Here is a 26339-nt window from a genome sequence, read left to right as displayed (position 1 = left end):
ATTCGCTCCGATCGAAAAATGTTAAAGTTATTCAATTTTTATCTTTCTTTTCCAGTATCTCATCGAGAGTTGAATTTTTCGCGCGATCGCAATGTTTTTTTACAGGTCAATCCCGTCTTACTCTTGCTCAAATTAGGGGGATCGAAATCAAGGACGAACTAGGCCATTTGAGCAGAGATCTGTCAGCGATCGCGCCCTCGGCGATCGTGGGGTTCTCTCCTGCCTCGAATCTTCTCAAGAATATGAAGTTTTTTAAACATAAAGCTACAATTTATGACTAAAAAAGATAGCAAATTTTACGCATTGTAAATTTAGCAAAAATCCAGATCGCAATCCTTTTAAACTGTCCGGAAAGTTAGTGACTTATTCTGAAAATAAACAAATAATCAATCACTTCTATTGAAAGATGGATCCAAAAACCTATCAATTCGACTTACCGGGCGATCGCCGTCCGCAAAATGCGACCGTTCCCGAACGCTGGTATCCGGGAATTCGGGACTATTGGAGTCAATGTACCTCACAACGGGAGTACCACCCGATCGAAGGGATTCGGGCGATCGTCATTCACGCCACGGCGGGATCGAGTTCGGAAGGCGCCGTCTCGGTCATGCGCGACGGACGGGCCAGTTTTCACTGGCTAGTACCCGACGAAGACGAAGCGCAACACGGTAAAATCGTGTGGGCGTGTGCGCCGGAAACCCTTGCTGCGTGGCACGTTCGCAATGCTTGCTCCCATCCCGACGTTTGGGGCGGCCATACAAAAGTCAACCACTGGTCTCTCGGGATCGAAGTGGTCAACACCCAACGCAGCAGCGATCGCTTTTCCGATTGGCAGGTGGAAGCCACGGCGCAGATCGTGCGCTATTGCTGGGCGAAATATCCCAACCTCAAGCACGTTGTTTCTCACGCCAAGCTCGACCCCGAGCGCCGCTACGATCCCGGCGAACTCTTTCCCTGGGATCGGTTTAAAGAATTGGTCTTGAATGGGAAAGAAGAAGCGGTCGATCCGGTAGTCGAGGAAGCGACCCCCGCCGATCGGATCGCAAATCCGACCACGGCGGGCTGTTGTACCGTCGAAAACGGCGATCGCGGGGCGAAAGCGATCGCTAATGTGCCGTATTTCTCCCAACTCGACAACGAACTCGAACCTTATGCATCGTGTAATGTCACGTCGTTAGCGATGTGCTTGGCGGCGTTCGGAGTGCGATCGCCCGTAGCTCACCAACAGCTCGAAGATTGGCTGTTTCGGCGCGCTCAAACCCTCGGGTGCAGCCGCTTCTCGACCGCCGGACTCAAACAACTCGCCGAAGACCGTCCCGGGATTCGCGACGATTTCACCAGCGAAGGGAGTCTCGCCGATATCCGACGGGCGATCGACGAGGGTAAACTCTGTATCGTCCACGGCTATTTTACCGCGCCGGGACATATTATCGTGATTAAGGGATACGACCAAAAAGGGTTTATCGTCAACGACCCTTACGGCGAATGGTTCCCCTGGTATTACAAAACTAACGATCGCTCGACCCCCAAACGCGGCGAAAACCAGCATTATTCCTGCAAGGCGATCGCCTCGTGTTGCGACAGTTGGAGCTTTGGCGAAGCGCAAGTATGCTACCGTAGCATGACGCCGGAAGAGGCGGAAAGCAGTCGCACGATTTGGTTACACCGCATCTACAAAGTGTAAATTAAGTCTGCGATCGAGAACCGCGAGCCGTTCCTAACTCCTCGTCCAACATTTCCCAGTAAATTTCAAACAGGTAGGGAGTCATCGAATTGCGCTCGATCCCGTAACTGAGACTCGTCCAGGTTCCCGAGAGCAACCAAAACACCTCGTCTAAGTTCCCTTGGCGCAACAGGGCCGGAATATCCGCCCCCCACGCCGCGCGATCGCTCAACCAGCGATGAACTACCCGGTCTTGATATTCCGCTTCAAAACTGTACGAGCTCCAGAACAAAAAGTGGGACGGATCCGGGTGATAGCGATCGGCCACCTCTAACCACGTCGTGGTAATGAACTGATAGCGTCCGGCGGCGGTGGTACAGTTCCCCCAGTTCGGTCCGGAGACGATCGGAATACATCGATCCGGATGTTCGCTGAGGTCGTCGATGTACTCGCCGCCGTAGAGAACCGCGTAGGGGCGCCTGACATTCGATTCGCTGGCGGAAATGGTTCGCATGAGGGCGCGCACGTAAGGATCGCCCCCCTCCATGACTAGGGGGGCGATTTCGCCGTCAAAGGGTTCGAGGCGATCGCGACGATCGCCATGGCAGTATTGCAAAGCTAAGAGTAAGGCGCTGGCGGCTATGCCTAACAGCGCCATTTGCTTGAATTTTTGCCAATTGAGGGTTTTTTCCACCCGTGGGACTTCCTCCGTCAAGATTACTCAGAAGCGGCTACCCCAGCAAATAACTCGGCCAACGGGCGATCGGGCGCCTCCAAGCGAGTGACAATTTCCACGATCTTATTGTAAGATTCCACCTGAAACAGCGCTTCAACACAAGTTTCGGCGACTTTTTGGCGCGGGATGCTCCCTTCAAACAAAGTATCCGCCGACGACATGACGATCGCCTCGGGGGTTTCGTCGTTACGCAAGCCTCCCGGACGGACGATCGTGTAGGTCAGACCGCTTTGCTGTAGGTACTGCTCCGCTTGTTTTTTCCAGACGAGAATTAACCAGAAAAGGTTCAACGGGTGAAAGAGGCGCGACACGCACAGGGAAGAAACGAGGATGAAATGCTCGATCCCTTGAGTTTTGGCGACATCGACGAGGTTTTTCGTCCCTTCGTAATCGACCAGATACGGTTCGGTAAAATTCAAACTGGGTTTGGCCCCCGTAGCGCACAACAGTACGGTAGAATCGGCGATCGCCTCGGCTAACTTATCCCGATTTAAAACATCGCCGACGACCAATTCCGCTTGGGGGGGTAACAGTTGGCGACCGATTTCGAGATTGCGGACTAAAGCGCGCACGGGGATGTCGCGATCGACCAATTGTTGGACGATCCGACGTCCGGTTTCTCCGGTGGCTCCGGCTACAAATGCTTTCACGGATTTATGGTTCCTGACCGATTGAGTGGGTTACTATCCAAAATACGGCGTCAAGCCGGAGCGATCGACCCCTGACTCGATCTTAATCAAGTTCGATATCCTCATTTCGCCGTTGCTACGTTGATCTCGATCGCCAAACTCGGGATAGCTCGAACACAGTAGGCTTGCCGATTTCGGTTTACGATCGCAGTTAAATCCATCTTGTCGGATTTTACCAAACGCGCGATCGTCAAGTTTTTGCCACAAATTATCGCGAAATTACGGAGATCCGAGCCGATGGCAACAAGTTAAGGTAGAAACATGTAGGGTTAGGTGAAATCTGTCGAGCGGGTTTGCCACGATTCATTTAAGGTAGGGAATAGGGTTTATGCAGTCGAATTTTGCCAATGCAATGCCAAATGCCATCGACGCCGATCGCACTGAGGCAGCGACTGAAATAGCGAGCGAACCGACTTGGTTTCAAGTTCATTTTGTCGGTTGCATGGAAATGTATGCCGATGCGTCGGTGGTCGCGGACTATTTCGACGCCCACCAAGACTGGTTTCCACGCTGCGCCAAACCGATGAGCGCCGATCGCATTGGGGAAAACGGTTACGCACTGACGATCGGGCGTTTTGGCTCGTTTGGCTACGAAGTCGAGCCGAAAGTCGGTCTGCACCTGTTACCGCAACACGAAGGACTCTACCTGATCGAAACGATCCCCGTTCCGGACTACACCCCGCCGGGTTACGACGTCGATTTTAAAGCGGCCCAACAGTTGATCGAAGCGATGCCGGACTATAGCGACTACAAGCTCGATGGCGTTGACGCTTTGCCCGATCGCATGACCCAGGTGGAATGGAATTTAGACCTGAAAGTGGCCGTCTTTTTCCCGAAATTCATCCAAGCTTTACCGCAATCGCTGATTCAGAAAACGGGCGATCGCCTCCTCGCTCAAATCGTCAAGCAAGTGTCGCGACGCTTGACTTATAAAGTGCAAGAAGATTTCCATCAATCCCAAGGAGAGGCGACGTTCGAGTTATTTAAAAAGATCTGGTCGAAAAACCGCCGTCGGGAGGTCTGTCACGAATGCACCCGCGTTGACGAAAGTAACGGCGCGATCGCTCCAGAGGCGATCGAGTCGGTCAATGAGGCTTGAGCTCGCGATCGATTCTGTTCTCACCCCCCTCAGAAGCCTCCTTGTGGAGGCTTCGTCAGTTCGGGCGCTATTTTCATTCCCCCTAGTTCGAGCCACGTTTAAGCGAACGAACCGCTCGTGCGCCACCACGCGGCTCTAGCGACTACATATTGCTGAGAATCTTTTGAACGATTTGCATTCCGGTGAACGCCTGCCAGCCAAACAGGAGTAACAAACTCATATTGAGGCCGATGTGACCGAAGCGCGCCCAGTCTTTGCCTTGTTGCATCAGAGGTGCAAGGGCGGCAGAAGCGGCAATCAAACCCGTCATTCCCAGTCCGACTAGCAAATGAGGGCCGACGAACAGTTTGCCATTGGTAATATAGGTGACGGCCATCCCGCCAATGGTGCCGAAGACCATAAAGGCTAAGAGCACGGAACCGACTTGGTAATGCTTGATGTTGTATTTGCCCTTAATCAGTTCTTTTTTGGCGTCACCCGTGGCTTGGCGGGTCCGCTTGACTTTGATCCCGAGAAACAGGGCATATACTGAGGTGGCGAACAGCACCCACATGATCAGGGGGTGAAAGAACGGTAAGACCGTTTGTAGGGGGGCAGGAAGTTCGATCGTCATCGGGTTCTCCTAGGATCTCAAGGTTTCAGAATCTTAATAAAACTTAGCACGATCGCGACCCGACCTCGGTTTGCAAAGGTTTCATTTGGGGGTAAGTTGACAGTGCTATTTTTATGTGAAATGGGGCGTGGGTGATGGCCTCGAACCAGGATATTTTACTGTTGCAGGCGGCTGAAAAGGGTCAAATTAACGAGGTGAGACGGGCGATCGCCGAGGGAGCGGATCCGAACGCGAGCGATCGCGACGGCACCACGGCGTTAATGGTCGCCGCACAACGGGGGTTTGCAGAAATCGTTCGGGCGATCGTGGCGGCGGGGGGCGAGGTGAACCGGACGCGCCACCAACACGCCACCACGGCGTTAATGTTTGCCAGTGCCAGCCATCAAGCGGATGTGGTGCGGATCTTGCTCGACAACGGAGCCGATGTTAATGCGACCAATGACGACGGCAGCACGGCGTTGATGGTGGCGGCGTTGAAGGGCAATCCGTTTATCGTGCAACGGTTGCTCGACCGTGGAGCCGATGCCACGATTCAAGACCGGGATGGGGATACGGCGTTGCGACTGGCGATCGCCCAAGGTCATACCCCGATCGCGCGGATGTTATTGGAAGCGGGGGCGGCGTTAGAGGCGATCGCCGACCGCGATCGCTTGTTCGAGCAGGCGGTCGAACGGGGTAATAGTGCGATGGTCGAACTGTTGTTAACGCGCGGGATCGACTGCCAGCAGGTCGATTGCAACGCCGCCGTACTGAGGGCCTGCGAAGCCGGACAAACGGCGATCGTGCGGGCGTTACTGGCGGCAGGAGCGGATCCCAATTACGGCGATCGCGACGGCGAAACCCCCGCGATCGTGGCGGCAGATCTCGGCTATCTCGATGTCACCACCGCCTTACTCGATGCAGGAGCGGATCCCAACAGGGCGAACCCGGATGGGGTGACGCCGTTGATGGCGGCAGCCTCCGGGGGTCATGTGGAGATCGCGATCGCCTTACTCGATCGCGGCGCCGAGATCGATCGCCGCGATCGCGATGGGGAAACGGCGTTAAATTTGGCCGTGGTCGAAGGCTATACCGATATGGTGCAACTGCTGCTCGATCGCGGCGCCGAGTGCCGAACTCGCAACCACTTGGGCGATACTCCCCTGTTAGTGGCGGCGCTCCACAACCGGGCGGAGATCGTCGCCGCCTTGCTCGACCGACAAGCAGATCCGAATGTCAGTAACTTGGGACAAACGCCGTTATTGCTAGCAGTCGCCCAAGGCGGTCAGGAAACTGTGGCCCGACTGCTCGAAGCGGGGGCCGATCCGAACCGTCCCAGCGAGGAAGGGAAAACCGCGTTGATGATGGCGGGCGATCGCAATGCGATCGCGATCGTCGAACGGCTGATCGCGGCGGGGGCCGATGTCAACCAACGCGATCGCTCGGGGGCCACGGCCCTGATGTGGGCGGGACATCGCGGTCATCTGGCGATCGTCAAGCGGCTGATCGAAGCGGGGGCCGATGTCAATTTGAGGAATCAAGGGGGTTATACGGCTCTGGCGATCGCCGAATACAACGGGTTTAACAGTGTGGTTCGCGCGCTCCGAGACGCAGGCGCCTTGGAGTGAGGCGATCGCGCGTCCTGCCAATCCGGCAACATTGTAATTTTAAAACCCGCTTTCTAGCAGAAAACGGGTTGCAAACGATCGATATTTGAACTCATTGAAGGATCCGAGCATTACAGTTAAACGGTGCGGGAACGAGAGGACTGGCTAGGGAGAACGCCTTACTCGGCGATCTTGAGCCAGCCGCGCCGCACTGCATAAATCATGCGATCGATCGCCGTGCGCTCTTCATAGGGCAATGTTTCTTGGAGGAGAAACATTTTTAGGAACTGACGTTGTTCTTTAGTAATTTGCCCGTAGCGATAGACCTGGAAAAATAGCTCGGCAATTTGGGATTGGGGGAGAAGGGCGGTATCTATCATCATTTTTTATAAATTCTTCTATTCTTAGTATGGAGGAGAATTGACGATCGACTTGCGATCGATGCGGGAATCAGTTTGTGAATTCGATCGGTCAAATACGGCGATCGCGATCGCCTTTGCACGCGATCGCGATCGCACCCCCGATTCCCCTCCCGACTTTCGATCCAGAGCCTTTAGGGATCCCGTCCGCCTCCGATTTTAAAGGTTTGACAAGGGCGATCGACGGTTCCATTTACGATCGAAATCACCGATAATCTTCGCTATAAAAACAGTAGATAATCCCTAAGAATGAAAAAATCAGTAATTAAAATACAGGGATTTATTGGTTTTTTAAAATTATAAAATTCGTGGCGATCGCGATCGCAATTGTCCCTTAAAAAACGGGTGTTCAATAACGATTTAGCTCCTGGGTGGGGATGGCGATCGCCAAAAAGAACATTGGCAGGACCTACAGATTTGCGGATAGCATAAGTATCGATCGCGGAATTGTTCGAGATCGCACCTGCAACCTCAACCCCATTTCCGGCTCGCTACCCCCTTCGATCGACGATTCGCTCTCGATGTCAAAAGTGCCGCTTTTTGGTAACACTGCCCTTATTTTTGGGCAAAATCAGGGGAAATTTAATGGGTAGGACGGGAGGCTTCTTGATATAGGGAAGCCCCATTGCTTGCAGTGACAGACAACAAAGCGAAATCTTACGGATCTCTCAACAACCGCCGTGTTTGCTCGATCCGTAACCCCAAGCCTAGTGGAGTGCGAACCCACGCCAACACGAAGGTTTCGAGAAAATGTTCCTGACTGCTCGGCTGAAAACTTTATGATGGGAAAGACGACATTGGGGGAGCGTTAGCGAAACTAGAGAATCGCCTTTGTCTGTGCTCGTTGGAAACAGTCTATTTGTTCACGAAAGCAGGTTATGATTGCAAGCCAGACACGGTACGGGCAATACTTGACCCGCATAGCAGCTCTCGCCGCGAGCTACTTTGGCAGCGCCATTCTAGCCACTTGGATTCCCGGACTCGATCGCTACGTCTTACCCTTCGGCCCGCCGACGGGGATAGCTCTAGCAGCTCTCGTGTTATTCGGGGAAAAGTTGTGGCCCGGGATTGCGATCGCGGCGTTTGTGTTCGTTCAAAGTCAAACGATGTCCCTCAGTTTGGCACTCGGCGCGGTATTTAGCAGCGTCGTGCAAGCATTAATCGCCGTCAAACTGCTCAAACGGTGCAAATTCAATCCGGCCCTGGAAAACCTGCGCGATGTAGTTTTACTCTTAAGTTTGGGGGGATTATTGTCCACCGCGATCGGATCCGGTTTGGGAGCGAGCTATCTTTACTGGGGCGGATCGATCGCCCCCGAGGAACTCTCCAGCACGTGGCAGATTTGGTGGATCGAAGACTTCATGGGGATTTTGCTAATTTCGCCCCTGTTGCTCTCCTGGCGAGAATTACCGCCGATCTCAACCCGCCACAACTGGAAAAAACTACTTTTACGGATTCTCGAAGCGACCACCTTAGTCACGGTCCTATTACCGATCAGTTGGATCGTCTTTTGTTCGCGTACCCGGGTTTACGTCGCCGAATACCCGCTCGAATATCTACCCTTTCCCTTCATGGTGTGGGCGGCCCTGCGGTTCGGACAACGGGGTACCGCCGTGGTCAACTTGATGGTGGCGGGGATGGCAATTTGGGGAGTGGCGCGCGATAGCGGACCGTTTCTGAAACATGCCGACAATATTACCCAGGCGATCGTTTCCTTACAAGTTTTTATGGCGGTGGTGGCGGGAACCGCCTTAGTTTTGGGCGCCGTGGTCGAACAACGGCGACATTTCGAGCGCTTGCTGCAACAGAGAGAAGCGAGTTTGACGAACGCCCAACGGATAGCCAAAGTCGGCAACTGGGATTTAGACCTCAAAGAACAACAACTGAAATGGTCTGACGAGCTCTATCGACTTCTCGGAGTCGAACCGCAGGCATTTGAACCGAGTTTGGAGAAGTTTTTAAAATACGTCCATGTCGAAGATCGCCCCTTAGTCGAGCGTTCCTTTGACGATGCGGTCCGAGGTTACCAACCTTACGCGATCGAATATCGGATCGTCCCGCCGTCGTGCGACGAGCAAATTGTTTACGAACAGTGCGAAATTAAAGGCTCGAACGTGACGGGAACGGTACAAAACATTACCGAACGCAAAAAATCGGAAGCGGCGTTGCGATCGAGTGAAGAGCGCTTTTCTAAAGCTTTCGATGCCAGTCCCCTCGGCATTGCCATCAGTACCTTAATGGACGGCAAGTTTGTCGATGTCAATAATAGTTTTTTGCGCTTGTTCGGTTACCCGCGCGACGAATTAATCGGTCAGACTTCTTTCTCCTTGGGGGTTTGGCTCGACGATAACGAGCAACGGGCGAAACTGCTCGAAGTGCTCGAAACTTACGGTTCGGTGAGCAATTATGAAATTAAATTTTGTACTAAATCCGGGGAAGTGCGCGATGGGTTGCTGTCGATGGAGGCGATCGATCTTGGGGCGGAACGCTGCATTCTGACGATGATTAGCGATATTACCGAACGCAAGCGGGCGGAGGAGCTGCGGCAGGCGAAAGAAGCGGCGGAAGCGGCGAATTATGCTAAAAGTGCCTTTCTGGCGAATATGAGCCACGAATTACGCACGCCCCTGAATGCGATTATCGGTTACAGTGAAATTTTACAGGAAGATGCGGAAGATTTGGGACAGGAAGAGTTCGTCCCGGATCTAAAAAAAATTCACGGCGCGGGGAGACAGTTGCTCGCCTTGATTAGCGATATTTTGGATTTATCTAAAATCGAAGCGGGTCGGATGAGTTTGGATTTAGAAAAGATCGAGATCGACAAGTTAGTGTGGGAAGTGGTCAATACGATCCAGCCCGCGATCGATAAAAATGGCAATCAGTTAATCATCGATACTGCCGATGACATTGGGGAATTTTATGCGGATGTGGCTAAAGTCCGCCAAGGATTGCTCAATTTGCTCAGTAATGCGGCGAAGTTTACGGAAAATGGCGAGGTTAAACTGTCGATCCGCCGTGTCGAAAACGGGCATTGTTTGGGGGAAGAGTTTGTGGAAGACCTACCCCGCCTCGATTGCGAGTTGGTGGTGTTCGAGGTGAGCGATACGGGAATTGGGATGAGTCCGAAACATCTGGCACAGGTGTTTCAGCCGTTCACTCAGGCGGACGTTTCGACGACGCGCAAATATGGGGGAACGGGGTTGGGACTGACGATTACTCAAAAGTTCTGTCAGATGATGGGGGGGACGATTCAGGTCGGCAGCGAGTTGGGGAAAGGATCGACGTTTACGATCGCCCTTCCCGCGTCAGTGCAGCCCCTACCGACGCCACAGGTGCTACTGGAGGAAAGCTGAGCCGACGGATAGGCGGGGGTCGCGGATTGGATTATGATAAGAGGTTGAAATCATTAGCTATTTCGGGTCTCGACATAAGATTATGGATATTTTGACATTGGGTTGGTCTTCGTTGTTGGTGGTGTTTACCTTTTCGATTTCCCTCGTGGTTTGGGGTCGTAACGGCTTCTAAATCGCGATCGCGACGGGCGAATGCGTGAGGGTTCCACCTCGCGCGATCGCCCTCCATCATCTTGGGGCTAGCTTAATGCAGAAAAGTTAGCCCCATTTTTTGGATCGATTGCCCTGTAAATTTTCCCAGAGGACTCGCAAAATGACAGGCAAACAAATTTTGATGCTCGTCGGCGATTTTGTCGAAGATTACGAAGTGATGGTGCCGTTTCAAGCCCTGCAAATGGTCGGTCATACGGTGCAGGCGGTTTGTCCGCACAAAAAAGCCGGAGAAACGGTACGAACTGCCGTTCACGATTTTGAGGGAGACCAGACCTATAGCGAAAAACCGGGACATAATTTTACGCTCAATGCCTCGTTTGAGGCGATCGACCCCTCGGCGTTCGATGCTTTGGTCGTTCCCGGCGGACGAGCGCCGGAATATATTCGGTTAGAAGATAAAGTTTTAGATATAGTGCGACACTTCGCCACCCATGACAAGCCGATCGCCGCCATCTGCCACGGCTTGCAGGTATTGACGGCTGCGGGAGCGATCGAAGGCAAGCGCTGCACTGCCTATCCCGCCTGCGGTCCGGAAGTCGAGCGCGCTGGCGGAATTTATGTCAGTACTCCGGTCGATTGCGCCGTCGTCGATGGCAATTTGGTCACGGCCCCGGCCTGGCCCGCCCATCCCGCCTGGTTGGCCGAGTTCCTCAAGGTCTTGGGAACCCGCATCGAACACGGCGAAATGGCTCGGGTGTGAGAATTTTAAGTAAAAAATGAGGCAAAATTTGCCTCACTTTTGGGGTTGGGATGAGGTTAAGCATTAAGCTTGTGCAATTGTGGCGATCCCATTTGAGTGAGGGGCGATCGACCCTGTTTGAGAGGAGGCAATCGCCGGAGCATCAAAGGATACACGGCTGCCATCGGGTTATCTCAACTCTCTCGACCTTTTTATTGTACCCTGTAGGGGTTTGGTTACCAAACCCTTATACCAATTTTCTAAACCCTCGATGGAGAGAGATCGAAAGCTTAGAAAATCTCTCTCGACCTTTTTATTGTACCCTGTAGGGATTTGGTTACCAAATCTTTATACTTATACCAATTTTCTAAACCCTCGATGGAGAGAGATCGAAAGCTTAGAAAATCGATATAAAATCGTGCATTTTAAGTACAAAAATACTTAAAATGCACGATTTTATACCCCGATCGCTAACGCGATCCTAACGTCAATAACTGAGCTTTGCCATCAATTGCAAAAAAGACAGTTTCTTGGCGTAATTCCTGCAAAACTTCAACCAAGAAGTTTTCAAGAAATGATTCTGCTTGTTTCAAGCCTAAATCATTAGTCCACGCTTCAATCTCAAAGATTACTTCTTTCACTAAACCGTAATTTTTACTTTCGTAAAACCCTAAAAAATGCTTGCAGATGGTTCCGCCAAACTGCTGAGAAAATAGTAAATTAGCGCGATCGACAAAAGCCGATGTATCTGCTTCTCGATCGCCATCAACCGTTGTAGGAATGAGGACGCGCAGGTGATGGTTATAATGTTGGCAAACCTGCAGTTTTTGCGGTTCCAGAGAGACGGGAGCGATCGCCTCACCCAAGTTCAAAGAAGGGGCAAACAAATAAGATTGATTCGAGCTGTTCATTTCAACCTCTCAGATCGGTAAAGCCATTGACATCCGGCTAATTTCCGGTGCTATTTTATTCACCCTCAAATACAGTATTTTTTATGCAAACCGTATTCAATTCAGATCATTTGTTGGCTTTCTCCGGCAACTGCACCCCTCCCTCAAGAGGTTTTACGACGGGAAGGGTAGGGATTCCCCAAACGGAGAGAACCTACCCCTAACACCACCCCTAACGTTTTAAATGACCTCGTCCGTTCCTTCCCTCAAGGACCGAATAATTCGGCGCAAAATAGAGCGTAACTCCTCACGATCGCCTTGGGTTAATTCCTCCTCCTTTAATTGCAACTCAATTTTTCGACGACCACCTATAGAGTGAGCCATGAGTGATTCCAGTTCCTGGGCGGCACATTCCACTTGTAGCGGTTCCTTACTTTTTAATAATAAAGCACTTTCTAGTTGAGCGATCGCCGCCAAACGTTCCTGCTCAGACCAGTTGCCGTGACGTTGCCAATACGTTTCTAACTCACCGAGCCGATCGCTTCTCCCTAATCTTTCTGCATTTTCTAATAAATCGATCAGCCGCTCTCTTGAGAGTAACTTATTCCGCTTAATTTTGAGCCTCGGAAAGTCTACATTCAACGCAGGGACAAAACCGACGATCGCCCCCCAGGTTTCCTCGGCGTTGACAGCCACGGCAATATATGCAATGCGATCGCTCATCACCGCTTGTTCCGGAATTTCAAAAAACTCTGCATTCGGTGGCAGTTGCAAACATTCAACCGTTCCCAAAAACTGCTCCTCCTCAAAGATTTGTAAATCTGCCAAATCGCTCAAAACCTGTAAATAAGGATTCCAAGGACTACTTTTCTCGATCGCGCAATCATAACCCAAACGATTGAGATAGCGACTCACCACCCAAACCGCGATCGCCCGTTGACGAACCCCTTCAGCTTGCTGCGGACTCAGCCGAACGAGGGAGCGGTCTAACTGTGCGTAGAAACTCGGTGGAATCGCCACTCTTTGTCCAAATGTTTCATTCAGTTCGCCAATCATGATTCCCCTATTCAACTATTCAAACTCTCTAAATTCTGTTAAAATGACTCCAGATCTTTCATTGAAATGAAGCGGCTACAGTAGTTAACCGATCTTGGCTAAAGTTGTCGCCGAAGCCGATCGCCCATCTCCTCCAAGAGCGGTTTTAGCTTTCTCTTCCAAGTGGAATTCATCGAACCTGCGGGCAGATCGAACGCTTTAGCCAACTTGCTCAAAGTCCACTTTTCCCCGCAAGAAGCCAAATCGTACAACTTCAGCAACACCTGTTGAGCCGTAATTGGCGGCGGCGGTGTTTTACGAACCCAGGTCGTCTTCAAAACCCCCGTCGGATCGGTTTCTAACTCCTCACGCACCCGTTCTAACAGGGGTACGCTCTCTGGTTCGGCCTCCACCGTATTGATATCGAGAGCTTCTCCCGTTCTCGGATCTTTGGGATGTGGGTGAATCGATTCTTTCTGTTTTTGGCGCAGATCTTTATAGATGCCTTTACAGCGTCGATTCCAAAGAGTAAGGGGACTGGCATCGCCTTTATCCGGGTCGTAGGCTTTTTCTTGCGCCGTAGCTTTCCCGCGAATCCGGCCATTGATTTTGCGCTCTATATACTCCCACGCCTTGTCCGAAGCTTCTAGATAAAGTAGATCGTTGTCAAACAACGGAGCGTATCCGCGCCAAAAACACTCCTTTGGCGCCTGCATCATCAAGTGTAACCCCTTGCGGCGTAGGCGCTTGCGCTCCTTCGGTGACGAGGTATGCAGCGCTTGCCGAAAAATCTCCTTTAACTGTTCGTGAATCGGATGGGATTCGTTCGGGGTCATCTCAATCTTCCTCAACGGACTGGACTGGAGATGATTATCTCTCACAAATCGCATGGTTGACCTCCAAATTACAGAAATCAAAAATCTACTGCGGGCCTTATACCGTTTTTCTAAACCCTCGATCTCTCTGATGATTTTTGAAAAACGGTATGACCCGTCCCCAGCCCGCCGGGGAGGAGTTGGGTCCGGGTCGTTGCACGGGAGAGTTGACGTCACACAACCGCTCAATCCCCACTGGATGTCCTCTTAGCCCAATCCATAACAAGCCAATCCCGCCCAATGACAGGGATGCTCGAACGGACGCTCTCCTGCGGCAAACTCATTGATGAGTTTGGCCGCATCTTTCATCTCCATCAACTGTTTGGGGTCGTGATTGGGTAAATCAGCAATTCGGTTTTGTTCCGCCTCTAGAAACTCCCGCAACGGTTCGCCGTACTTGTCCTCAAACCCTTGACCACTCATTTCGCGCAGGTGGCGTTGGGCGCTTTGTAACGCCTGCAGACGATTGAGCCCCGCCTTACGTTGTTCGTGATACAAACTCGACAATAACGCCGATGAGAAATCGTAAATCGACCACTGACTGGCGATGACCCCCCGCGCCCCCGCACAGAGGAATCCAGTACTGAGCGCGACAGGCTCGTCAACGGCGCTCTTCGGGACAAATAAGCCAGTTTCACAACAGGAGAGATACACCTCCTCCAATTGCGGAAAACGCCAACTGGGCGCAAACAGTTGACTGACCGTAATCGTGCCGTCGCTGAGGCGTAAACCCGACTCTAGGGGATTGTCCGTGCGACTTTGGGCGTGGTGAGAGCTGACCAGACGATGGGTTTGAGCCAATAACTGGCGGTAAGCCGTCACCGTGGCTTGCGGACCGATCAACCGCCGCGTCGGATCGACATCGAACAATTGACAGACGGTCTCTCCCTCAAAAGAACTGAACAGCAAATCATCCGTCGTATTTTCGACCGTGCCGTACTCAGGCAAGGAGAGGGATTCGCGACGGCGGCAGAAGTTCAGGACTTGTAAGCTGGGAGCATAACGCAGGCGGAATCGATCGCCGAGATAGCGCTCCTCCCCGGAAAGGGGCAAGGCAGCGAAGGGAATTTGATGCAGGAACAAGTGAGGAACGACGACCAATTCTTCAATCCCTTGCAAGTATTCCTCGATCAGGCGATCGAGTTCCAGGCGTCGGGCCAGTTCGGCGAGGGTCTCTGGCATATGTCGCCGCCATCGGTTTTTTTTGTTGAGATAGGGAATCGCCCACGTTGTCCTCAACCACTGTTGTAAGTTCCGGTAACCCTGTCCTCGGCAGGTGAAGCACTCAGGCCGATCGCTTCCCGGACGCAAAATCAAGATGTGAGTATGGTCGTCGGTGGTATAGAAATTGAGCAAAGCAGTCTTTTCTGCCCGCAGACCTTCAAAATCCTGCAGTTGCGGCGGTTGGACTTGCTGTAGTTTGGCGACGACTTCGTCGATACGGCTCAGTTCGTCGAGGATGGCTTGTTTTTGTCGTTCCAGTTGCTCGATTTCCGCAGTGGCGGCAGAGATGGCGGCACGCTGGCGAGACCGCAGTACGGAACCTCGGGGCTGCTTTGCCGTTGTCGCCCCTCCGGAGTTGGGGTGAGTTGGCTCCGTCGGGGAAGCCTCTACCGGATCCTCCGGATCTTCCGGGGACGAAGGGGAAGCCTTACCCTCTTGTTGTTGTTGCTGATGCTCTGCACGGCATTGGGCAATCTGCCGATCGAGGTTGTCGAGTTGTTGCAACCTGTCTCGAACTTGTGGGGGAATCTCACCGTCGGCATAGAGGTCCGCCGTGGCCATTAAGTCTACAAGGCGTTTGGCACGAACTCGCTCGACGATTTCGAGGGCAGTGGCAAAGTCGTTGAGGTTAATCGCAGCTTGGATCGCATTTTCGTAAACAGAGATCGACTCGGCCACAATCTGCTGGCGGCGCTCCTCGCTGACTGCCGAACGGCGCGAACCCTCAATCGCTGAGATCGCCCGTCCATACTGGGTTAAGGCTTGTTGCCAATCTCCCTCTTTGAAGGCTAAGTTGCCCCAGTTGCGAGCAGTCTGTAGACACTCTAAAGGGAATAGTTCTGGAGTCCTGACCGTGAGGGCTCGCTCGTAGCAGGCGATCGCCCGTTCCAGGTTCTCCCCGCGATCGCCTGTGGGTAGGTTCGAGTAGGCAGTGCCGAGGTTGTTTTGGATCGTGGCCCACTGTATGGGGGCGCGATTGCGGGGGTAGGCTTCCAGAATCAAGTGATAGAGCCGAATCGCCATCAGTAGATTTTGTTCTCGACCCCCTCGGGGATAGTTTTGAAGACAAATAGCGATGTTTCCGATCTCTCCAGCCAGCCCCTCTTGCAACTCCCGGCCCTCCGATGCCGCCACGACCTCAAGCAGGTGGCTGGCATCATCGGCGAGGTGCGGGTCGAGTTCTCCCCCTCGCCGATCCAGTTCTCGATTGACTGACTCGGCTCCCCCGCTCATTTGCGCTTGCAGCAACAGTGACAATAACCCAGATCCTGCAGCTAATCGGATCTTTTCCCCGGCGTCCCTCGCTCCTGCTTCCCCAGTTGCCAATACCTGGCGCACTTGTTCCCGTCCCTGCTGCGCCAACGTCACGGTCTCGTGCAAGATCCGCCAAAACTGCCGCGCACTCAGTTCGCTATCTTCAATCGGCAGATCTACCTGTAAGCGCACTTCCCCGTCCGCCGGATCTCGTTGCCATCGCGCCAGTTGCGATCGCCAACCGAGATGCAGCAAGCTTTGTAATGCCGCTTGCCCATGGGGTTCGTCCCCAGCGATCCTCAAGAGTTCGGGAACCACAAACCGGATAAATTCTCCGTCTTCGTCAACGGCGATCTCGATCCTGAGCCCCTCCCGTTGCAACACGAGCCATTGTTCGTCCGGTTTCGGATCGTATTCCCAGTTTTCCCGGTCGAGAAATTCACAAATTTGGTTAAATCGCATCTTTATTGTTCCTAGTTGTTTCTATGGCGAAATCACGAATTTTTGCATCACACCGTCCCCGAAGAAGCTACCCCTAACCCCTGCCTGGAGGGGAGGGCGTGCGATCGCCTCTAGGCAGGGATCCCGTTAAAGACCGGGTGGGTCGGCTATTCCCCTTCCTGTAACTGTTCCCACTGCGTCTGGAGTTCGGCTAGACTCTCGCCGGGTAAGATCTCTCGTAGGGCTGCTGCTATTTGTGCGATCTGCGTACTCAGGGGTTGAAAGCCCGGGTCTTCCCCAGTGACCAAGACAGTGTTTAACCGCTCGATCGCGCGATCGGTCAGTTGAATCAAGGCACTCAACAGCCGATTGAATTGGTTTTCGCTCAAGGGTGCATCTTCCAACGCCAGAGCTACACTGGTTCGTACTTCGCCATCGTCGGGGTCGTACTCCCAGCGCAGTAATTTCACCTCCCAGGCAATGGCTAACATGGTCTGGAAGGCGACCCCTTTACAGACGTGGTCTTTGAGAAATAGCAGTTGGGGTGCACAGAGTTCTAAATATTCCCCTCCCTCGTGCAACTGGATAACAATCATGAAGTTCTCCACTACCTCGGATTTCACTCCGGTAACCATGCGGTTGCGTTCCGGTTCGAGGTGGTAGGACCAACTGCGACGATCTAGAAAATGGGCGATTTGTGTCAGGGTCGTTGCCATAAGTTGAACTCCTTGAGGAGGGTTGCGCTCCTGCTGTGCGGCTTTCTACAGGTGTTAACTCTGGGAAGGCATTTTTTTATGCACCTGTAGCCTCTCTGGAAGGGGAGAGCGAGTGCTCAAACTGCACTCATCCACAGCAAAATCGCGCTAAATTGAGATTTGTACCGACAAAGCGGGTTCAACCCGTTTGAATGCCAATGGCTGTATTTTGGCTATTTCTCGTCTTCTTTGTCTTGCTGCTGATTTCGGCAACGCCGTTGCTGGGTTCCTTTAACATCAAAGGATCCCTGGAATTCATGTTGATTCTGTTCGGGATCTTCTTCGTCGGCGGTTGGATTTTGTTTCTCTGTTTCCCCTTATTTTCATAAAAAAAGGACACGGCAGCGCCGTATCCCGAGAGTTTATATTTCAAATAGGGATGGATTAAGCGGCGGTGGTCGCGCCGAACTGGGTCAAGTAGCGGAAAGCTTTGACGATCGCCGTCGCACAAACGTAGGGGGACGTATCGTAAAAGGCGCGCCACGCGGCGGCTTTATCCTCGTCGTAGCGATCGCCGCGTTCGGGATGGCGCTCCAACCACGCCAAGCGTACCGCATGACCGATCAACACGTCGAGGACGATATACTCTTCAATCTGCAAATTCGGGTTGCGTTCGCAAATTGCCGCCAACTCCATCAGCGTCTCAATATTCACTTGGCGGTAGGCGGGGGCCTGAATCTTGTTAAGCAGGTGTTCCACCCGCAGGGCAAAATTTTTCTCACCCGGTGTCATCTCTGCCAAAATAAGCTCGCTGTCGATGCGGTTGCGCCGTTCCAACTTATCCCCGACGACAATCCCCTTGCAGTGACGCAGTACTTCCCACACCCGGGGATAAAAATCCTTGGGAACGCGACAGGCGGCCCCGTCCAACTGGCGGCGGCGGTGCCAACTTTCTAGGGTTTCGTCGGGGTCGTGAGGAGAGGGTAACACGACCCAATCGATTTCCTGTTCCGGCTGTCTCACGTGTAAAGATTCCTGTTGCTTCAACAGTTGATTCATCCCGGCGAAGCCTTCGAGCACTTGACGCAAGCGCGTTTTAATCTCGAACGGGCTCAATTCCATCAGTCGTTCGTAGGCTTCGTCCTGGGTCAACTTCAACTCTTTGGCGAGTTCGCTGGTCAACAGTAAGATGAAATAACTGATCCGCAAGATCAAAAATCCTTTAAACAGATGGGGGTCGGATTTGATCAGCAGACCCATATAAATGAGGATTTCTTGGGTCAAAACCCGTTCGCGGATGTCTTCGCTGCAAAATTCGGCGATTTTCTCGACGACTTCGGTGTGAGACATGGGGCGATCGATCGCGGAATCTTCGCTAAACGCTTTACCAACCGCAATCAATTTCTGGCGCACGAGAATATCGGTGACCGCATCGGATAAGCCGATATCGACTTTTTTCAACAATCCGGCGGCGTGACGGACGACGGCCCAATGAATTTTCGGTTCGCCGGGACTGTCTTTTTCCGAGGGGAGGCGATCGCGTCCGGCGGTCCGTTCGGCGAGCAGTTCGGAACTCATCGGCCTGCCGTTACCCGCTTTATAATACACTTCCTCGATTAAATCGGCGACGGTGACCGGGCGATCGCCCCGACCCAATCCAGTATCGAACTCCAACCCTTTGAGGCGCGATAACGTTCGCAACCATTCGATTTGTTCGTACAAGTTTTCCGACTGGCGCAAACTAGAAATCAACAGGTTCAAATCGGTTTCGCATTCGATCGCGAACTCTTGCGTATTGCTCAACGGCTGGTTTTTACCCGGATGATACGCCAAGAAATAACAGGCGGGTTCGGTTTTTTGTACCGGAGCTTCGGGAAACTCGAAATCGTGCAGGTATTCGATCCGCTCGATACTGCTCGTGAGCATCAGTTGATTGAGGCGGCCCAACCGCACTGGAGTTCCCTGACAGTTCCCGCTTCGCAGTTCTTTCATCAGTTCGAGCAACGCGGGTAAAATCCCTTCTCCGGCGCCACTGGTTTCGAGCATGGCGGGAGTCAGCAACAAGGTCACCGTGGGACGTCCGACCCCCTGACCGCCGATTTGCGGTTTGCGCCACCAATGGCGGTGAATGTAAGCCAGTTCGCTTTTAATTTGGGCGACCAGGAAATGATAATCGAGGGTGAGATAAAATTCCTGCTGGTCGAGGAAGGACGGTAAAAACACCATCGTTTCCCCGCGAATGCGAAAAATATTAGAGGTGGTTAAACTCCGCAAGCGCCGCAGGGGACGTCCGCTCAGTCCGAGTTGGTCGTTACGTCCGATCTGAGTATAGGCGGCGGCGAGTTCCCGTGCTTGCCGAATTTGGATCGGTTCGACTTCGGCGGGGGTTTGGGTGGCGATTCCGTGATAGGCGAGTTCCGCTTGCAGGTCTTCGTCTTGGGCCAGTAAGGCGATTTGCACTACGGGTTTGCGGTGTCCGGTGGCGTGGCGATGGCGTCCGAGGGGGTCGAGGTCGCCGCGATTGATTAAGCCGTCGGCGAGCAGTTGACCGAGAAAATAGAGGCTTTGAGCCCAAACCAGGGGGATGTTGTCGTTGGGGAGTCGTTCTTGGGAGTGAGGGTTGGCGCGTTCGGCTTCGACGCGATCGCCGCTCACATAGTACAGTTCCGGTAAGAGACGATAACCGTCGCGTTCCACTAGGACCGATTCGAGGCGCTCTTGGTATTCGGCGATCGCCGCGCGATCGCCCCGGAACAGGGCGTCTAACAATAAATAAGCAAAAAATAACGGCCACTCACATTCGATATGCTCGAACTGTTGCAGTTCCCACGGCTCGTAATGCAGGCGCTCCGTATCTTCTAAAACCGTTTGGTGTCCGTCGCGCAAAAACCGCTTACAGCCGTATTTCCCTTGCAGTTTGTCGATGATTTTATTGCGAGTGCGATCGATTAACTCTGCATCTTCCACGGCAAATGCGGGAAAGCCGATCGTACTTAACAACGCCGCATCCACTTCTTTAGAACTCGACTCGCGCGGCAATAGCGATTCTAAGGTCATCCGCGCCCGCGCGATCTCGTCGCCGAGGACGTGGATCGTCGATAAGTGAGAACCACGCACCCCAAACAAGTCGATCCCGTTAATCGCTTCTAACGCCGCCAGGGCTATCCCCACCGACGAGGCGTTGAGTTCGGGATTGCCTTTATTAATTTTATTTCCCCGTTCCCAGATGCCGTAATCTGGGGTGCGATAGGTACGTCCGATGTAGTAAACCAGATTTTGGATAAAGTTCACTTCATCGAGGGTATAGATGATGTTGAGCCCGGAGGCGGTCATCTGGGCTAACATCAGCAAGAATAAGGAGGTCGCGTCGAGTTGCAGGTGTCCCCACTCGTCATCGCCGACGACGGTAGTCCCGGTTCGGGTGTCGTATTTGGCGTGCAAGCAGTCGAGAGGGGAGTTGGTTTCTTTGAATTTCTCGACTTTTTCCGCTTGACTCATCATCGAGAAGAGTAAGCCGCGCATCAGTTTGACGACGCTATGTTCGAGTTCGTAGGTCCGCCCGTCTACATCTTTATTGTTGCGATACGCCAGGGCTAGCCCCCAAACGGCGAGGATACTGTAGACGTTATCTCGAACCCAAGCATCGGTGTAGTCGCCGTGGGCGTTGACTGCGGTACTGGCGGGGAGTAAGCCCGTAATCGGATTTTGGCGGACGAGGATGATGTCGTGAATTTGACGGTAGTAATACTCTAGACGTGCTTGACGTTGTTCGGTCGGTAAGGCCATAACGTTTATTCGGTGGTTGCCCGAGGATCGGGTGTGGGAAGGGGAAAGATCGAACAGAATTTAACAATGACGCGATCGAAGGCGGAACGGAATCGGCGCGATCGCCTGTCCGGCCTCAACTGTATTATCCGTTACATAAGAATTACCCAAAGTTACCCACAAGTGGACATCTTTGGAACCTACTTCCTGCTTCATTCTAGTAGTGTCGGCACTCACCAGTCCACAGGCTAACACCACCTAACTGGCGGCGATCTCCAAATTAATGGAGGCATTGAAATCCCGCTCAATTTCCAGACCACAGTTTTCACACCGGAAAACTCTTTCTGACAAGGGCATTGAGTCTTTTTTGGCGTGACATCTAGAGCAGGTCTTGGTTGAGGGAGTCCATCGGTCAACCACAATTAAGGTGGCTCCATACAACTGGCATTTGTACTCCAACTGCCGTCTGAACTCATAGAAGCCCATATCGGCGATCGCTTTAGCCAACTTGTGGTTGGCCAACATACCAGAGACATTTAAATCCTCAATCCCTATTCGGCTGTGGTTTTTGGCTAAATAGGTCGTGAGCTTATGTAATGTGTCTTTACGGATGTTGGCTATTTTTCGGTGCAAGCGGGCTATCTTGATTTGGGCTTTTTTCCAATTGGCCGAACCATACTCTTTATGACGATTCAGCCATTGCAATCGTGAGAGTTTGTTCTCATATTGGCGATAACTCTTAGCCCCTTCAAATCCCTCACCAGTTGATAGCGTAGCCAGTGCTTTAACCCCAAGGTCAACGCCAACAACAGCATGGGTTTTAGGCTCATTGGTTGGCTCGACTTCAATTTTCCAGCTAATAAACCATCTGTCGGCTTTACGACTAATTGTGAAGGACTTCGGTTGATATTCTGTAGGCAAGCGCTCGAATGTTTTAAGCCAACCCATCACAGGAACTTTAACTCGAAAATGGTCAACTGAGAGCGAACCATCAACAGTGAAACTGTCAGCACGTCCTTTTTTCTTAAACCTTGGTGGTTTCTTGACTTTCTTGAATGCTTGTTTCCAAGCGTCGGACAAATGCCTGAGAGCGTATTGAGGAGCGCATTTACTAACTTCGTAGTACCAGGGACATTCGGGCTTGACCATGGTCACCAGCCACTTATGCAGGTCAATCGCTGTGGGAAACTTAATTTTATCCTCTGGATTATCCCGATTGTACTCTAGTATTTGCTTGGTTAAGTTTAGTCCCCAGTTCCAAGCATGACGGGCAACTCCTGCGTGTTTGGCTAATGCTGTTCGCTCGGAATTGTTTAATTTCAGTTCAGTCTTAAAGCCTAAGAGCATACATCCCCCACCGCTTTGGCCATGCTATCAATAAGCTTCTTGTTTTTATGGGAACGAGAACCATAAAGACGTGCAGAGAACACGGTAATTAGTTCAAGCATGTCTGTTAGCAACTCTTGCTCGAAACTCACCTCTGAGGAAGATTTGTTGATAATTACCACTTCAGTTTCAAACTCTTCACACATAGCGAATACAATTTCATATCATGCTCTCGATCTAGACTACCCCACAATTGTTATCTAATTCGGTAATAATGTCTATAAGTGTCCAATTATTTAGTTACAACTTCTTCCCCTTAAACCTCGCGATCGCCCCCGCCCCGGGCAAGTATCTATACCAAATCTTTATCAAAATTGCAACCATCTTTTCCTGACCTTTACCACAAAGGGGGGTAAATAGCAATATCTTTAGAAGATAGAGTTAAAGACAATCTTTTGTCACACTCTCCGGCTTGGATGCCCTCAGCCCGCAAACGGAGAGGGAAATCACGAGCCGTTTCTTCTTTTTATTGCCAAGGGCGATCTTGCCCAGCCTGTTAAATCTGAGGTGATAGCTATGTCTTCTCGCTATAACGAACACAATGCTCCTTTCGTCCGCATTGTTTATTCTAAAGTCTACATTAACGGTAAAATGCAACTCGTTCCGATGGAATTATATGCCGATGGTTCTGTCAAACGCAGTGCTTGAGGTGTTGATGGCGCGATCGTCCTTTTTTTAAGTTTAAAAATTTATCGTATCCGAACTAACAAGGAATGGCAGGCACGCGATCGGCGTGCCTTTTTTTGTCCTGTTTTTCTCGATTTGACCCTTGCTATCTCTACGAATTGGGGCGATCGCTCCGATCGCTTTAGTTTTCTGTCGGTAATAATTCGATACGATATTGAGTGGCAACGTAATAAAAAAAGCGATAGTAATCGTCAAAAACTTCGCTCGGCGATCGCCCTCGCCATTGATAGCGAACGTCATCGCGAACGATGCTGAGCGTCATCGAACTTTCTCTGGTTCCCAACTCGACGGCGAGGGTGCCGTGTAAACCCTGTGCGGTGGTAAAGTTTTCCGGTTTGAGCGGCGCCGGATAGTCTTGGGTCGCATTCAAACCTTCAATGTTGTATCCTCCCCAGCCGCGAATTTCGACGGCGGGGTTTTTGGGGTCGAAAAATACTTGTCCGTCCCCATTACTGGGGATCGACCCGACAATCCAATTACTCGGATAGGGAAACTCGAAACCGTAGCGCTCGTTATGATAGGTCTTCCAATGAATCGCTTCCGATCTGTGCTGTGAAGGCGAACAGCCACTCAACAAGACGACCAGACCGAGCAAACAGCCGACCTCGGTCACCTTCTCTATCCATTTGGAGCTGGCAGAACCCTTCATGACCCGTATCGTTGCTCCCGTCGATCTCTAGATCTCTAGGTCGATCTTGGCATTAGTTCGGTTTCGCGGCGATCGCGCGATCGCGCCGTAAGTCTATCGGGAGCGGCGATTTCGGCTAATTTTTCTCTTCCCACGGCGAGTCCCCCGCCCCGGCGATCGCCCGGTTAATGTAACGAAATATTACAATAATGACGTTAAAGCGTCTTGCCATCTTGACAGCCACCGATCCCCCCGCTATGGTGTGATTCATACCCGGGTAAATCAATTCTGCGTCCTATGCAAGATAAGCAAAAGGTTACATTGTATCTGCCTCCCGAACTGCATCGTCAGCTCAAGATACGAGCGGCAGTAGATTCCGAACCGATGTCGGCGATCGCCGAACGGGCGATCGAGTTTTACATGACTCATTCCGAAGCGATCGAAGAATTGGAATCTTCTTACTACGGGCGAACCCACCAGGTTTACAACTGCCCCGACTGTGCCAGCTCCGTAGTGATGCGCGATGGCGAACTGGTCTCCCTAGGGAACCGACCGAGCATCATCGCTGACGACGAGTTACCCGTAGATAAAGTGGAAACCGTCAAATCCAAAAACGACCAGCAAGGAGAAGAGCAACTCGTCCCTTGCTAACGGCTCAATCTTCCAATCGAGGAGATGTTTGCTCCTGACTACCGAGAAGGGGCATTAGGATAAGCGCACTGTAGGCACCGTCTCTAATTAGGTCGATCGTCATGAAAGAAGAGCTCAGCATCTTAATCCAAGCTCAATATCCACTGATCTACCTCGTCACTTCCGAGGAAGAGCGGGCCGAGCAAGCTATCTCGACGATCGCTCAGGTCAAGCCCCAGCAACGGCTGTTCGTATGGACGGTCACCCACGGGATAGTTGAGTACGGTCAACCCTTGAACACGACCCAACACAACACCGTTTCGCCGGAAGCGGCGATCGAGTGGGTTATCCGTCAGAGAGAGCCAGGTCTTTACGTATTCAAAGACTTGCATCCCTTTATCGAGTCTCCGGCAACCACGCGCTGGCTCAGAGATGCGATCGCGAGCTTCAAAGGCACCCAAAAAGCGATTATCCTGATGTCGCCCATCCAGCAGGTTCCCATCGAACTCGAAAAAGAAGTCATCGTCTTAGACTTTCCCCTTCCCAATCTTTCCGAACTCAACGAAGTTCTCAGCCAAAGACTCGAAGGAAGTCGCAATCGGCGCATCAGTACCGACACCCGCGAAAAACTACTCAAAGCGGCATTAGGGCTGACCCGAGACGAAGCCGAGAAAGTCTATCGGAAAGCCCAAGTCACCAACGGACGGCTCACCGATTCCGAAGTCGAGATCGTACTCTCCGAAAAGAAACAGCTCATCCGACGCAACGGCATTCTCGAATATATCGAAGAAGACGAAACCCTCGACTCCGTCGGCGGACTCGAAGAACTCAAACGGTGGCTGAGGCAGCGTTCCAACGCCTTCACCGAACGGGCGCGAGAATATGGTTTACCCCAACCCAAAGGGATGTTAATCCTCGGCGTCCCGGGATGTGGAAAGTCCCTGATCGCGAAAACCACGGCTCGCTTGTGGAGCTTGCCCTTACTGAGACTGGACATGGGCCGCGTCTACGACGGTTCGATGGTCGGTCGGTCCGAAGCGAACCTGCGTAACGCTCTCAAAACTGCCGAATCAATTTCGCCAGCCATCCTGTTTATCGACGAACTCGACAAAGCCTTTGCCGGAAGCACCGGGTCTGCAGACTCCGACGGAGGAACCTCCAGCCGCATTTTCGGCTCCTTCCTGACCTGGATGCAAGAAAAAACCTCTCCCGTCTTCGTGATGGCGACGGCGAACCGCGTCGAACGCCTCCCCGGCGAATTTCTCAGAAAAGGCCGCTTTGACGAAATCTTCTTCGTAGACCTTCCCAACAACGAAGAACGCCAAGACATTTTCAACATTCACCTGTGCAAACGCCGTCACGATATCTCTCGCTTCGATATCGAACAACTGGCCAAAGTCTCCGACGGATTTTCCGGCGCAGAAATCGAGCAAGCCGTCATTGCCGCGATGTACGAGGCATTTGCTCAAGATAGAGAATTCACGCAGTTGGACATCATCGCCGCGATCAAATCGACGCTGCCATTGTCCAAGACCATGACCGAACAAGTCACGGCCTTGCGCGAATGGGCCCGGCAGCGCGCCCGTCCGGCTGCATCCTCCGTCGCCGAATACCAGCGATTGGAGTTCTAAAAGCTTTCTCCTGACTTCCCAATCAGGAGTAAAGGCTAGTAAGGATAACTTGCTAGCAGTTCCACAAAAAACGCCGCCCTCAATGAGCGGCTCCCTTGATAATCAAAACGTTGTCGTTTCTCTCGAAATCCTACTGGAGGAAATCCCA

At 52.2% G+C, this 26339-nt stretch carries 24 protein-coding genes and 1 pseudogene; 11 read left to right on the top strand and 14 right to left on the bottom strand.

Annotation, left to right across the window (positions count from 1 at the left end):
- The first annotated feature begins 406 nt into the window (after nt 1–406).
- A complete protein-coding gene (locus tag JJD41_RS19745) occupies nt 407–1684 on the top strand; it encodes an N-acetylmuramoyl-L-alanine amidase (protein WP_200669170.1) in 1278 nt (425 codons plus the stop codon).
- A 1-nt stretch (nt 1685) separates the two neighbouring features.
- Here JJD41_RS19745 and JJD41_RS19740 read toward each other — a convergent pair whose 3' ends face one another.
- Nucleotides 1686–2357 carry a glycoside hydrolase family 24 protein gene (locus JJD41_RS19740; RefSeq protein ID WP_370583894.1) on the bottom strand — a complete coding sequence of 224 codons (672 nt, stop codon included), beginning with the start codon at nt 2355–2357 and terminating at the stop codon, nt 1686–1688.
- A gap of 23 nt (nt 2358–2380) precedes the next feature.
- Nucleotides 2381–3049: an NAD(P)H-binding protein gene (locus JJD41_RS19735; RefSeq protein ID WP_200669169.1), complete on the bottom strand. Its 669-nt coding sequence runs from the start codon at nt 3047–3049 to the stop codon at nt 2381–2383.
- Nucleotides 3050–3416: 367 nt separating this feature from the next.
- On the opposite strand from JJD41_RS19735, the gene JJD41_RS19730 reads away from it, so the two are divergent.
- The gene (locus JJD41_RS19730) at nt 3417–4187 is read left to right on the top strand and encodes a DUF1997 domain-containing protein (RefSeq protein WP_234488929.1); all 771 of its coding nucleotides are present in this window, start codon (nt 3417–3419) and stop codon (nt 4185–4187) included.
- Between the two features lie 142 nt (nt 4188–4329).
- On the opposite strand, the gene JJD41_RS19725 is transcribed toward JJD41_RS19730, so the two are convergent.
- Entirely contained in the window at nt 4330–4800 is a 471-nt protein-coding gene (locus JJD41_RS19725) for a DUF4079 domain-containing protein (protein WP_200669168.1), read from the bottom strand.
- Nucleotides 4801–4934: 134 nt separating this feature from the next.
- Here JJD41_RS19725 and JJD41_RS19720 point away from each other — a divergent pair, with 134 nt between their 5' ends.
- Entirely contained in the window at nt 4935–6407 is a 1473-nt protein-coding gene (locus tag JJD41_RS19720; RefSeq protein ID WP_200669167.1) for an ankyrin repeat domain-containing protein, read from the top strand.
- Between the two features lie 158 nt (nt 6408–6565).
- On the opposite strand, the gene JJD41_RS19715 is transcribed toward JJD41_RS19720, so the two are convergent.
- Nucleotides 6566–6769 (bottom strand): hypothetical protein, encoded by a 204-nt coding sequence (locus JJD41_RS19715; RefSeq protein ID WP_234488928.1) that lies wholly within the window; start codon nt 6767–6769, stop codon nt 6566–6568.
- Between the two features lie 74 nt (nt 6770–6843).
- Here JJD41_RS19715 and JJD41_RS19710 point away from each other — a divergent pair, with 74 nt between their 5' ends.
- The 4 genes from JJD41_RS19710 to JJD41_RS19695 all read left to right on the top strand — a co-directional run bounded on the left by JJD41_RS19710 (nt 6844) and on the right by JJD41_RS19695 (nt 11071).
- Complete coding sequence (locus JJD41_RS19710; protein WP_200669166.1) at nt 6844–7020, top strand: hypothetical protein; 177 nt, start codon at nt 6844–6846, stop codon at nt 7018–7020.
- A gap of 663 nt (nt 7021–7683) precedes the next feature.
- Nucleotides 7684–10158 carry an MASE1 domain-containing protein gene (locus JJD41_RS19705; protein ID WP_200669165.1) on the top strand — a complete coding sequence of 825 codons (2475 nt, stop codon included), beginning with the start codon at nt 7684–7686 and terminating at the stop codon, nt 10156–10158.
- Nucleotides 10159–10240: 82 nt separating this feature from the next.
- Complete coding sequence (gene petN, locus JJD41_RS19700) at nt 10241–10330, top strand: cytochrome b6-f complex subunit PetN (RefSeq protein WP_168567451.1); 90 nt, start codon at nt 10241–10243, stop codon at nt 10328–10330.
- A gap of 141 nt (nt 10331–10471) precedes the next feature.
- Nucleotides 10472–11071 (top strand): DJ-1/PfpI family protein, encoded by a 600-nt coding sequence (locus JJD41_RS19695; RefSeq protein WP_200669164.1) that lies wholly within the window; start codon nt 10472–10474, stop codon nt 11069–11071.
- Between the two features lie 449 nt (nt 11072–11520).
- On the opposite strand, the gene JJD41_RS19690 is transcribed toward JJD41_RS19695, so the two are convergent.
- The 5 genes from JJD41_RS19690 to JJD41_RS19670 all read right to left on the bottom strand — a co-directional run bounded on the left by JJD41_RS19690 (nt 11521) and on the right by JJD41_RS19670 (nt 17485).
- Nucleotides 11521–11961: a hypothetical protein gene (locus JJD41_RS19690; protein WP_200669163.1), complete on the bottom strand. Its 441-nt coding sequence runs from the start codon at nt 11959–11961 to the stop codon at nt 11521–11523.
- 219 nt (nt 11962–12180) lie between these two features.
- A complete protein-coding gene (locus JJD41_RS19685) occupies nt 12181–12996 on the bottom strand; it encodes a DUF1822 family protein (RefSeq protein WP_200669162.1) in 816 nt (271 codons plus the stop codon).
- 98 nt (nt 12997–13094) lie between these two features.
- Nucleotides 13095–13811 (bottom strand): hypothetical protein, encoded by a 717-nt coding sequence (locus JJD41_RS19680; RefSeq protein ID WP_200669161.1) that lies wholly within the window; start codon nt 13809–13811, stop codon nt 13095–13097.
- Between the two features lie 246 nt (nt 13812–14057).
- The gene (locus tag JJD41_RS19675; RefSeq protein ID WP_200669160.1) at nt 14058–16790 is read right to left on the bottom strand and encodes a CHAT domain-containing protein; all 2733 of its coding nucleotides are present in this window, start codon (nt 16788–16790) and stop codon (nt 14058–14060) included.
- 146 nt (nt 16791–16936) lie between these two features.
- Nucleotides 16937–17485: a type III secretion system chaperone family protein gene (locus tag JJD41_RS19670; RefSeq protein ID WP_200669159.1), complete on the bottom strand. Its 549-nt coding sequence runs from the start codon at nt 17483–17485 to the stop codon at nt 16937–16939.
- 197 nt (nt 17486–17682) lie between these two features.
- Here JJD41_RS19670 and JJD41_RS19665 point away from each other — a divergent pair, with 197 nt between their 5' ends.
- A complete protein-coding gene (locus JJD41_RS19665) occupies nt 17683–17853 on the top strand; it encodes a hypothetical protein (RefSeq protein ID WP_168567456.1) in 171 nt (56 codons plus the stop codon).
- Nucleotides 17854–17908: 55 nt separating this feature from the next.
- Here the strand turns inward: JJD41_RS19665 and JJD41_RS19660 are convergent, their stop codons facing one another.
- The 4 genes and pseudogenes from JJD41_RS19660 to JJD41_RS25000 all read right to left on the bottom strand — a co-directional run.
- On the bottom strand, nt 17909–21250 hold the full coding sequence (locus JJD41_RS19660; RefSeq protein WP_200669158.1) for a glycoside hydrolase family 15 protein: 3342 nt from the start codon (nt 21248–21250) through the stop codon (nt 17909–17911).
- A 60-nt stretch (nt 21251–21310) separates the two neighbouring features.
- Nucleotides 21311–21445: a hypothetical protein gene (locus JJD41_RS25470; RefSeq protein ID WP_255547366.1), complete on the bottom strand. Its 135-nt coding sequence runs from the start codon at nt 21443–21445 to the stop codon at nt 21311–21313.
- Between the two features lie 42 nt (nt 21446–21487).
- Nucleotides 21488–22576 carry an RNA-guided endonuclease InsQ/TnpB family protein gene (locus tag JJD41_RS19655; protein WP_200669157.1) on the bottom strand — a complete coding sequence of 363 codons (1089 nt, stop codon included), beginning with the start codon at nt 22574–22576 and terminating at the stop codon, nt 21488–21490.
- Nucleotides 22567–22776: pseudogene (locus JJD41_RS25000) on the bottom strand (recombinase family protein); the annotation flags it as partial. The gene JJD41_RS19655 and the pseudogene JJD41_RS25000, both read right to left, overlap by 10 nt.
- Before the next feature lie 355 nt (nt 22777–23131).
- Between JJD41_RS25000 and JJD41_RS25465 the strand changes: the two are divergent.
- The gene (locus JJD41_RS25465) at nt 23132–23263 is read left to right on the top strand and encodes a hypothetical protein (protein WP_255547365.1); all 132 of its coding nucleotides are present in this window, start codon (nt 23132–23134) and stop codon (nt 23261–23263) included.
- Between the two features lie 160 nt (nt 23264–23423).
- Here JJD41_RS25465 and JJD41_RS19650 read toward each other — a convergent pair whose 3' ends face one another.
- Complete coding sequence (locus JJD41_RS19650; RefSeq protein WP_200669156.1) at nt 23424–23951, bottom strand: hypothetical protein; 528 nt, start codon at nt 23949–23951, stop codon at nt 23424–23426.
- A gap of 276 nt (nt 23952–24227) precedes the next feature.
- On the opposite strand from JJD41_RS19650, the gene JJD41_RS19645 reads away from it, so the two are divergent.
- Nucleotides 24228–24581 (top strand): hypothetical protein, encoded by a 354-nt coding sequence (locus tag JJD41_RS19645; protein WP_200669155.1) that lies wholly within the window; start codon nt 24228–24230, stop codon nt 24579–24581.
- Nucleotides 24582–24682: 101 nt separating this feature from the next.
- A complete protein-coding gene (ycf46, locus tag JJD41_RS19640) occupies nt 24683–26191 on the top strand; it encodes a stress-responsive protein Ycf46 (RefSeq protein WP_168567461.1) in 1509 nt (502 codons plus the stop codon).
- The last annotated feature ends 148 nt before the right edge of the window (nt 26192–26339 follow it).

This window comes from Oxynema mangrovii CENA135 (genome assembly GCF_016632315.1).
Lineage (GTDB): Bacteria > Cyanobacteriota > Cyanobacteriia > Cyanobacteriales > Laspinemataceae > Oxynema > Oxynema aestuarii.
Note: the sequence above shows the minus strand (reverse complement) of the source record. Positions and strands in the feature narration are given on the sequence as shown.

Excerpts from the sequence above, each read along its gene's own strand:
- JJD41_RS19745 (WP_200669170.1), top strand. The coding sequence starts at position 407 with ATGGATCCAAAAACCTATCAATTCGACTTACCGGGCGATCGCCGTCCG.
- JJD41_RS19730 (WP_234488929.1), top strand. The coding sequence starts at position 3,417 with ATGCAGTCGAATTTTGCCAATGCAATGCCAAATGCCATCGACGCCGAT.
- JJD41_RS19725 (WP_200669168.1), bottom strand. The coding sequence starts at position 4,800 with ATGACGATCGAACTTCCTGCCCCCCTACAAACGGTCTTACCGTTCTTT.
- JJD41_RS19720 (WP_200669167.1), top strand. The coding sequence starts at position 4,935 with ATGGCCTCGAACCAGGATATTTTACTGTTGCAGGCGGCTGAAAAGGGT.
- JJD41_RS19715 (WP_234488928.1), bottom strand. The coding sequence starts at position 6,769 with ATGATGATAGATACCGCCCTTCTCCCCCAATCCCAAATTGCCGAGCTA.
- JJD41_RS19705 (WP_200669165.1), top strand. The coding sequence starts at position 7,684 with ATGATTGCAAGCCAGACACGGTACGGGCAATACTTGACCCGCATAGCA.
- petN (WP_168567451.1), top strand. The coding sequence starts at position 10,241 with ATGGATATTTTGACATTGGGTTGGTCTTCGTTGTTGGTGGTGTTTACC.
- JJD41_RS19695 (WP_200669164.1), top strand. The coding sequence starts at position 10,472 with ATGACAGGCAAACAAATTTTGATGCTCGTCGGCGATTTTGTCGAAGAT.
- JJD41_RS19690 (WP_200669163.1), bottom strand. The coding sequence starts at position 11,961 with ATGAACAGCTCGAATCAATCTTATTTGTTTGCCCCTTCTTTGAACTTG.
- JJD41_RS19685 (WP_200669162.1), bottom strand. The coding sequence starts at position 12,996 with ATGATTGGCGAACTGAATGAAACATTTGGACAAAGAGTGGCGATTCCA.
- JJD41_RS19680 (WP_200669161.1), bottom strand. The coding sequence starts at position 13,811 with ATGACCCCGAACGAATCCCATCCGATTCACGAACAGTTAAAGGAGATT.
- JJD41_RS19675 (WP_200669160.1), bottom strand. The coding sequence starts at position 16,790 with ATGCGATTTAACCAAATTTGTGAATTTCTCGACCGGGAAAACTGGGAA.
- JJD41_RS19670 (WP_200669159.1), bottom strand. The coding sequence starts at position 17,485 with ATGGCAACGACCCTGACACAAATCGCCCATTTTCTAGATCGTCGCAGT.
- JJD41_RS19665 (WP_168567456.1), top strand. The coding sequence starts at position 17,683 with ATGGCTGTATTTTGGCTATTTCTCGTCTTCTTTGTCTTGCTGCTGATT.
- JJD41_RS19660 (WP_200669158.1), bottom strand. The coding sequence starts at position 21,250 with ATGGCCTTACCGACCGAACAACGTCAAGCACGTCTAGAGTATTACTAC.
- JJD41_RS25470 (WP_255547366.1), bottom strand. The coding sequence starts at position 21,445 with ATGAAGCAGGAAGTAGGTTCCAAAGATGTCCACTTGTGGGTAACTTTG.
- JJD41_RS19655 (WP_200669157.1), bottom strand. The coding sequence starts at position 22,576 with ATGCTCTTAGGCTTTAAGACTGAACTGAAATTAAACAATTCCGAGCGA.
- JJD41_RS25465 (WP_255547365.1), top strand. The coding sequence starts at position 23,132 with ATGTCTTCTCGCTATAACGAACACAATGCTCCTTTCGTCCGCATTGTT.
- JJD41_RS19650 (WP_200669156.1), bottom strand. The coding sequence starts at position 23,951 with ATGAAGGGTTCTGCCAGCTCCAAATGGATAGAGAAGGTGACCGAGGTC.
- JJD41_RS19645 (WP_200669155.1), top strand. The coding sequence starts at position 24,228 with ATGCAAGATAAGCAAAAGGTTACATTGTATCTGCCTCCCGAACTGCAT.
- ycf46 (WP_168567461.1), top strand. The coding sequence starts at position 24,683 with ATGAAAGAAGAGCTCAGCATCTTAATCCAAGCTCAATATCCACTGATC.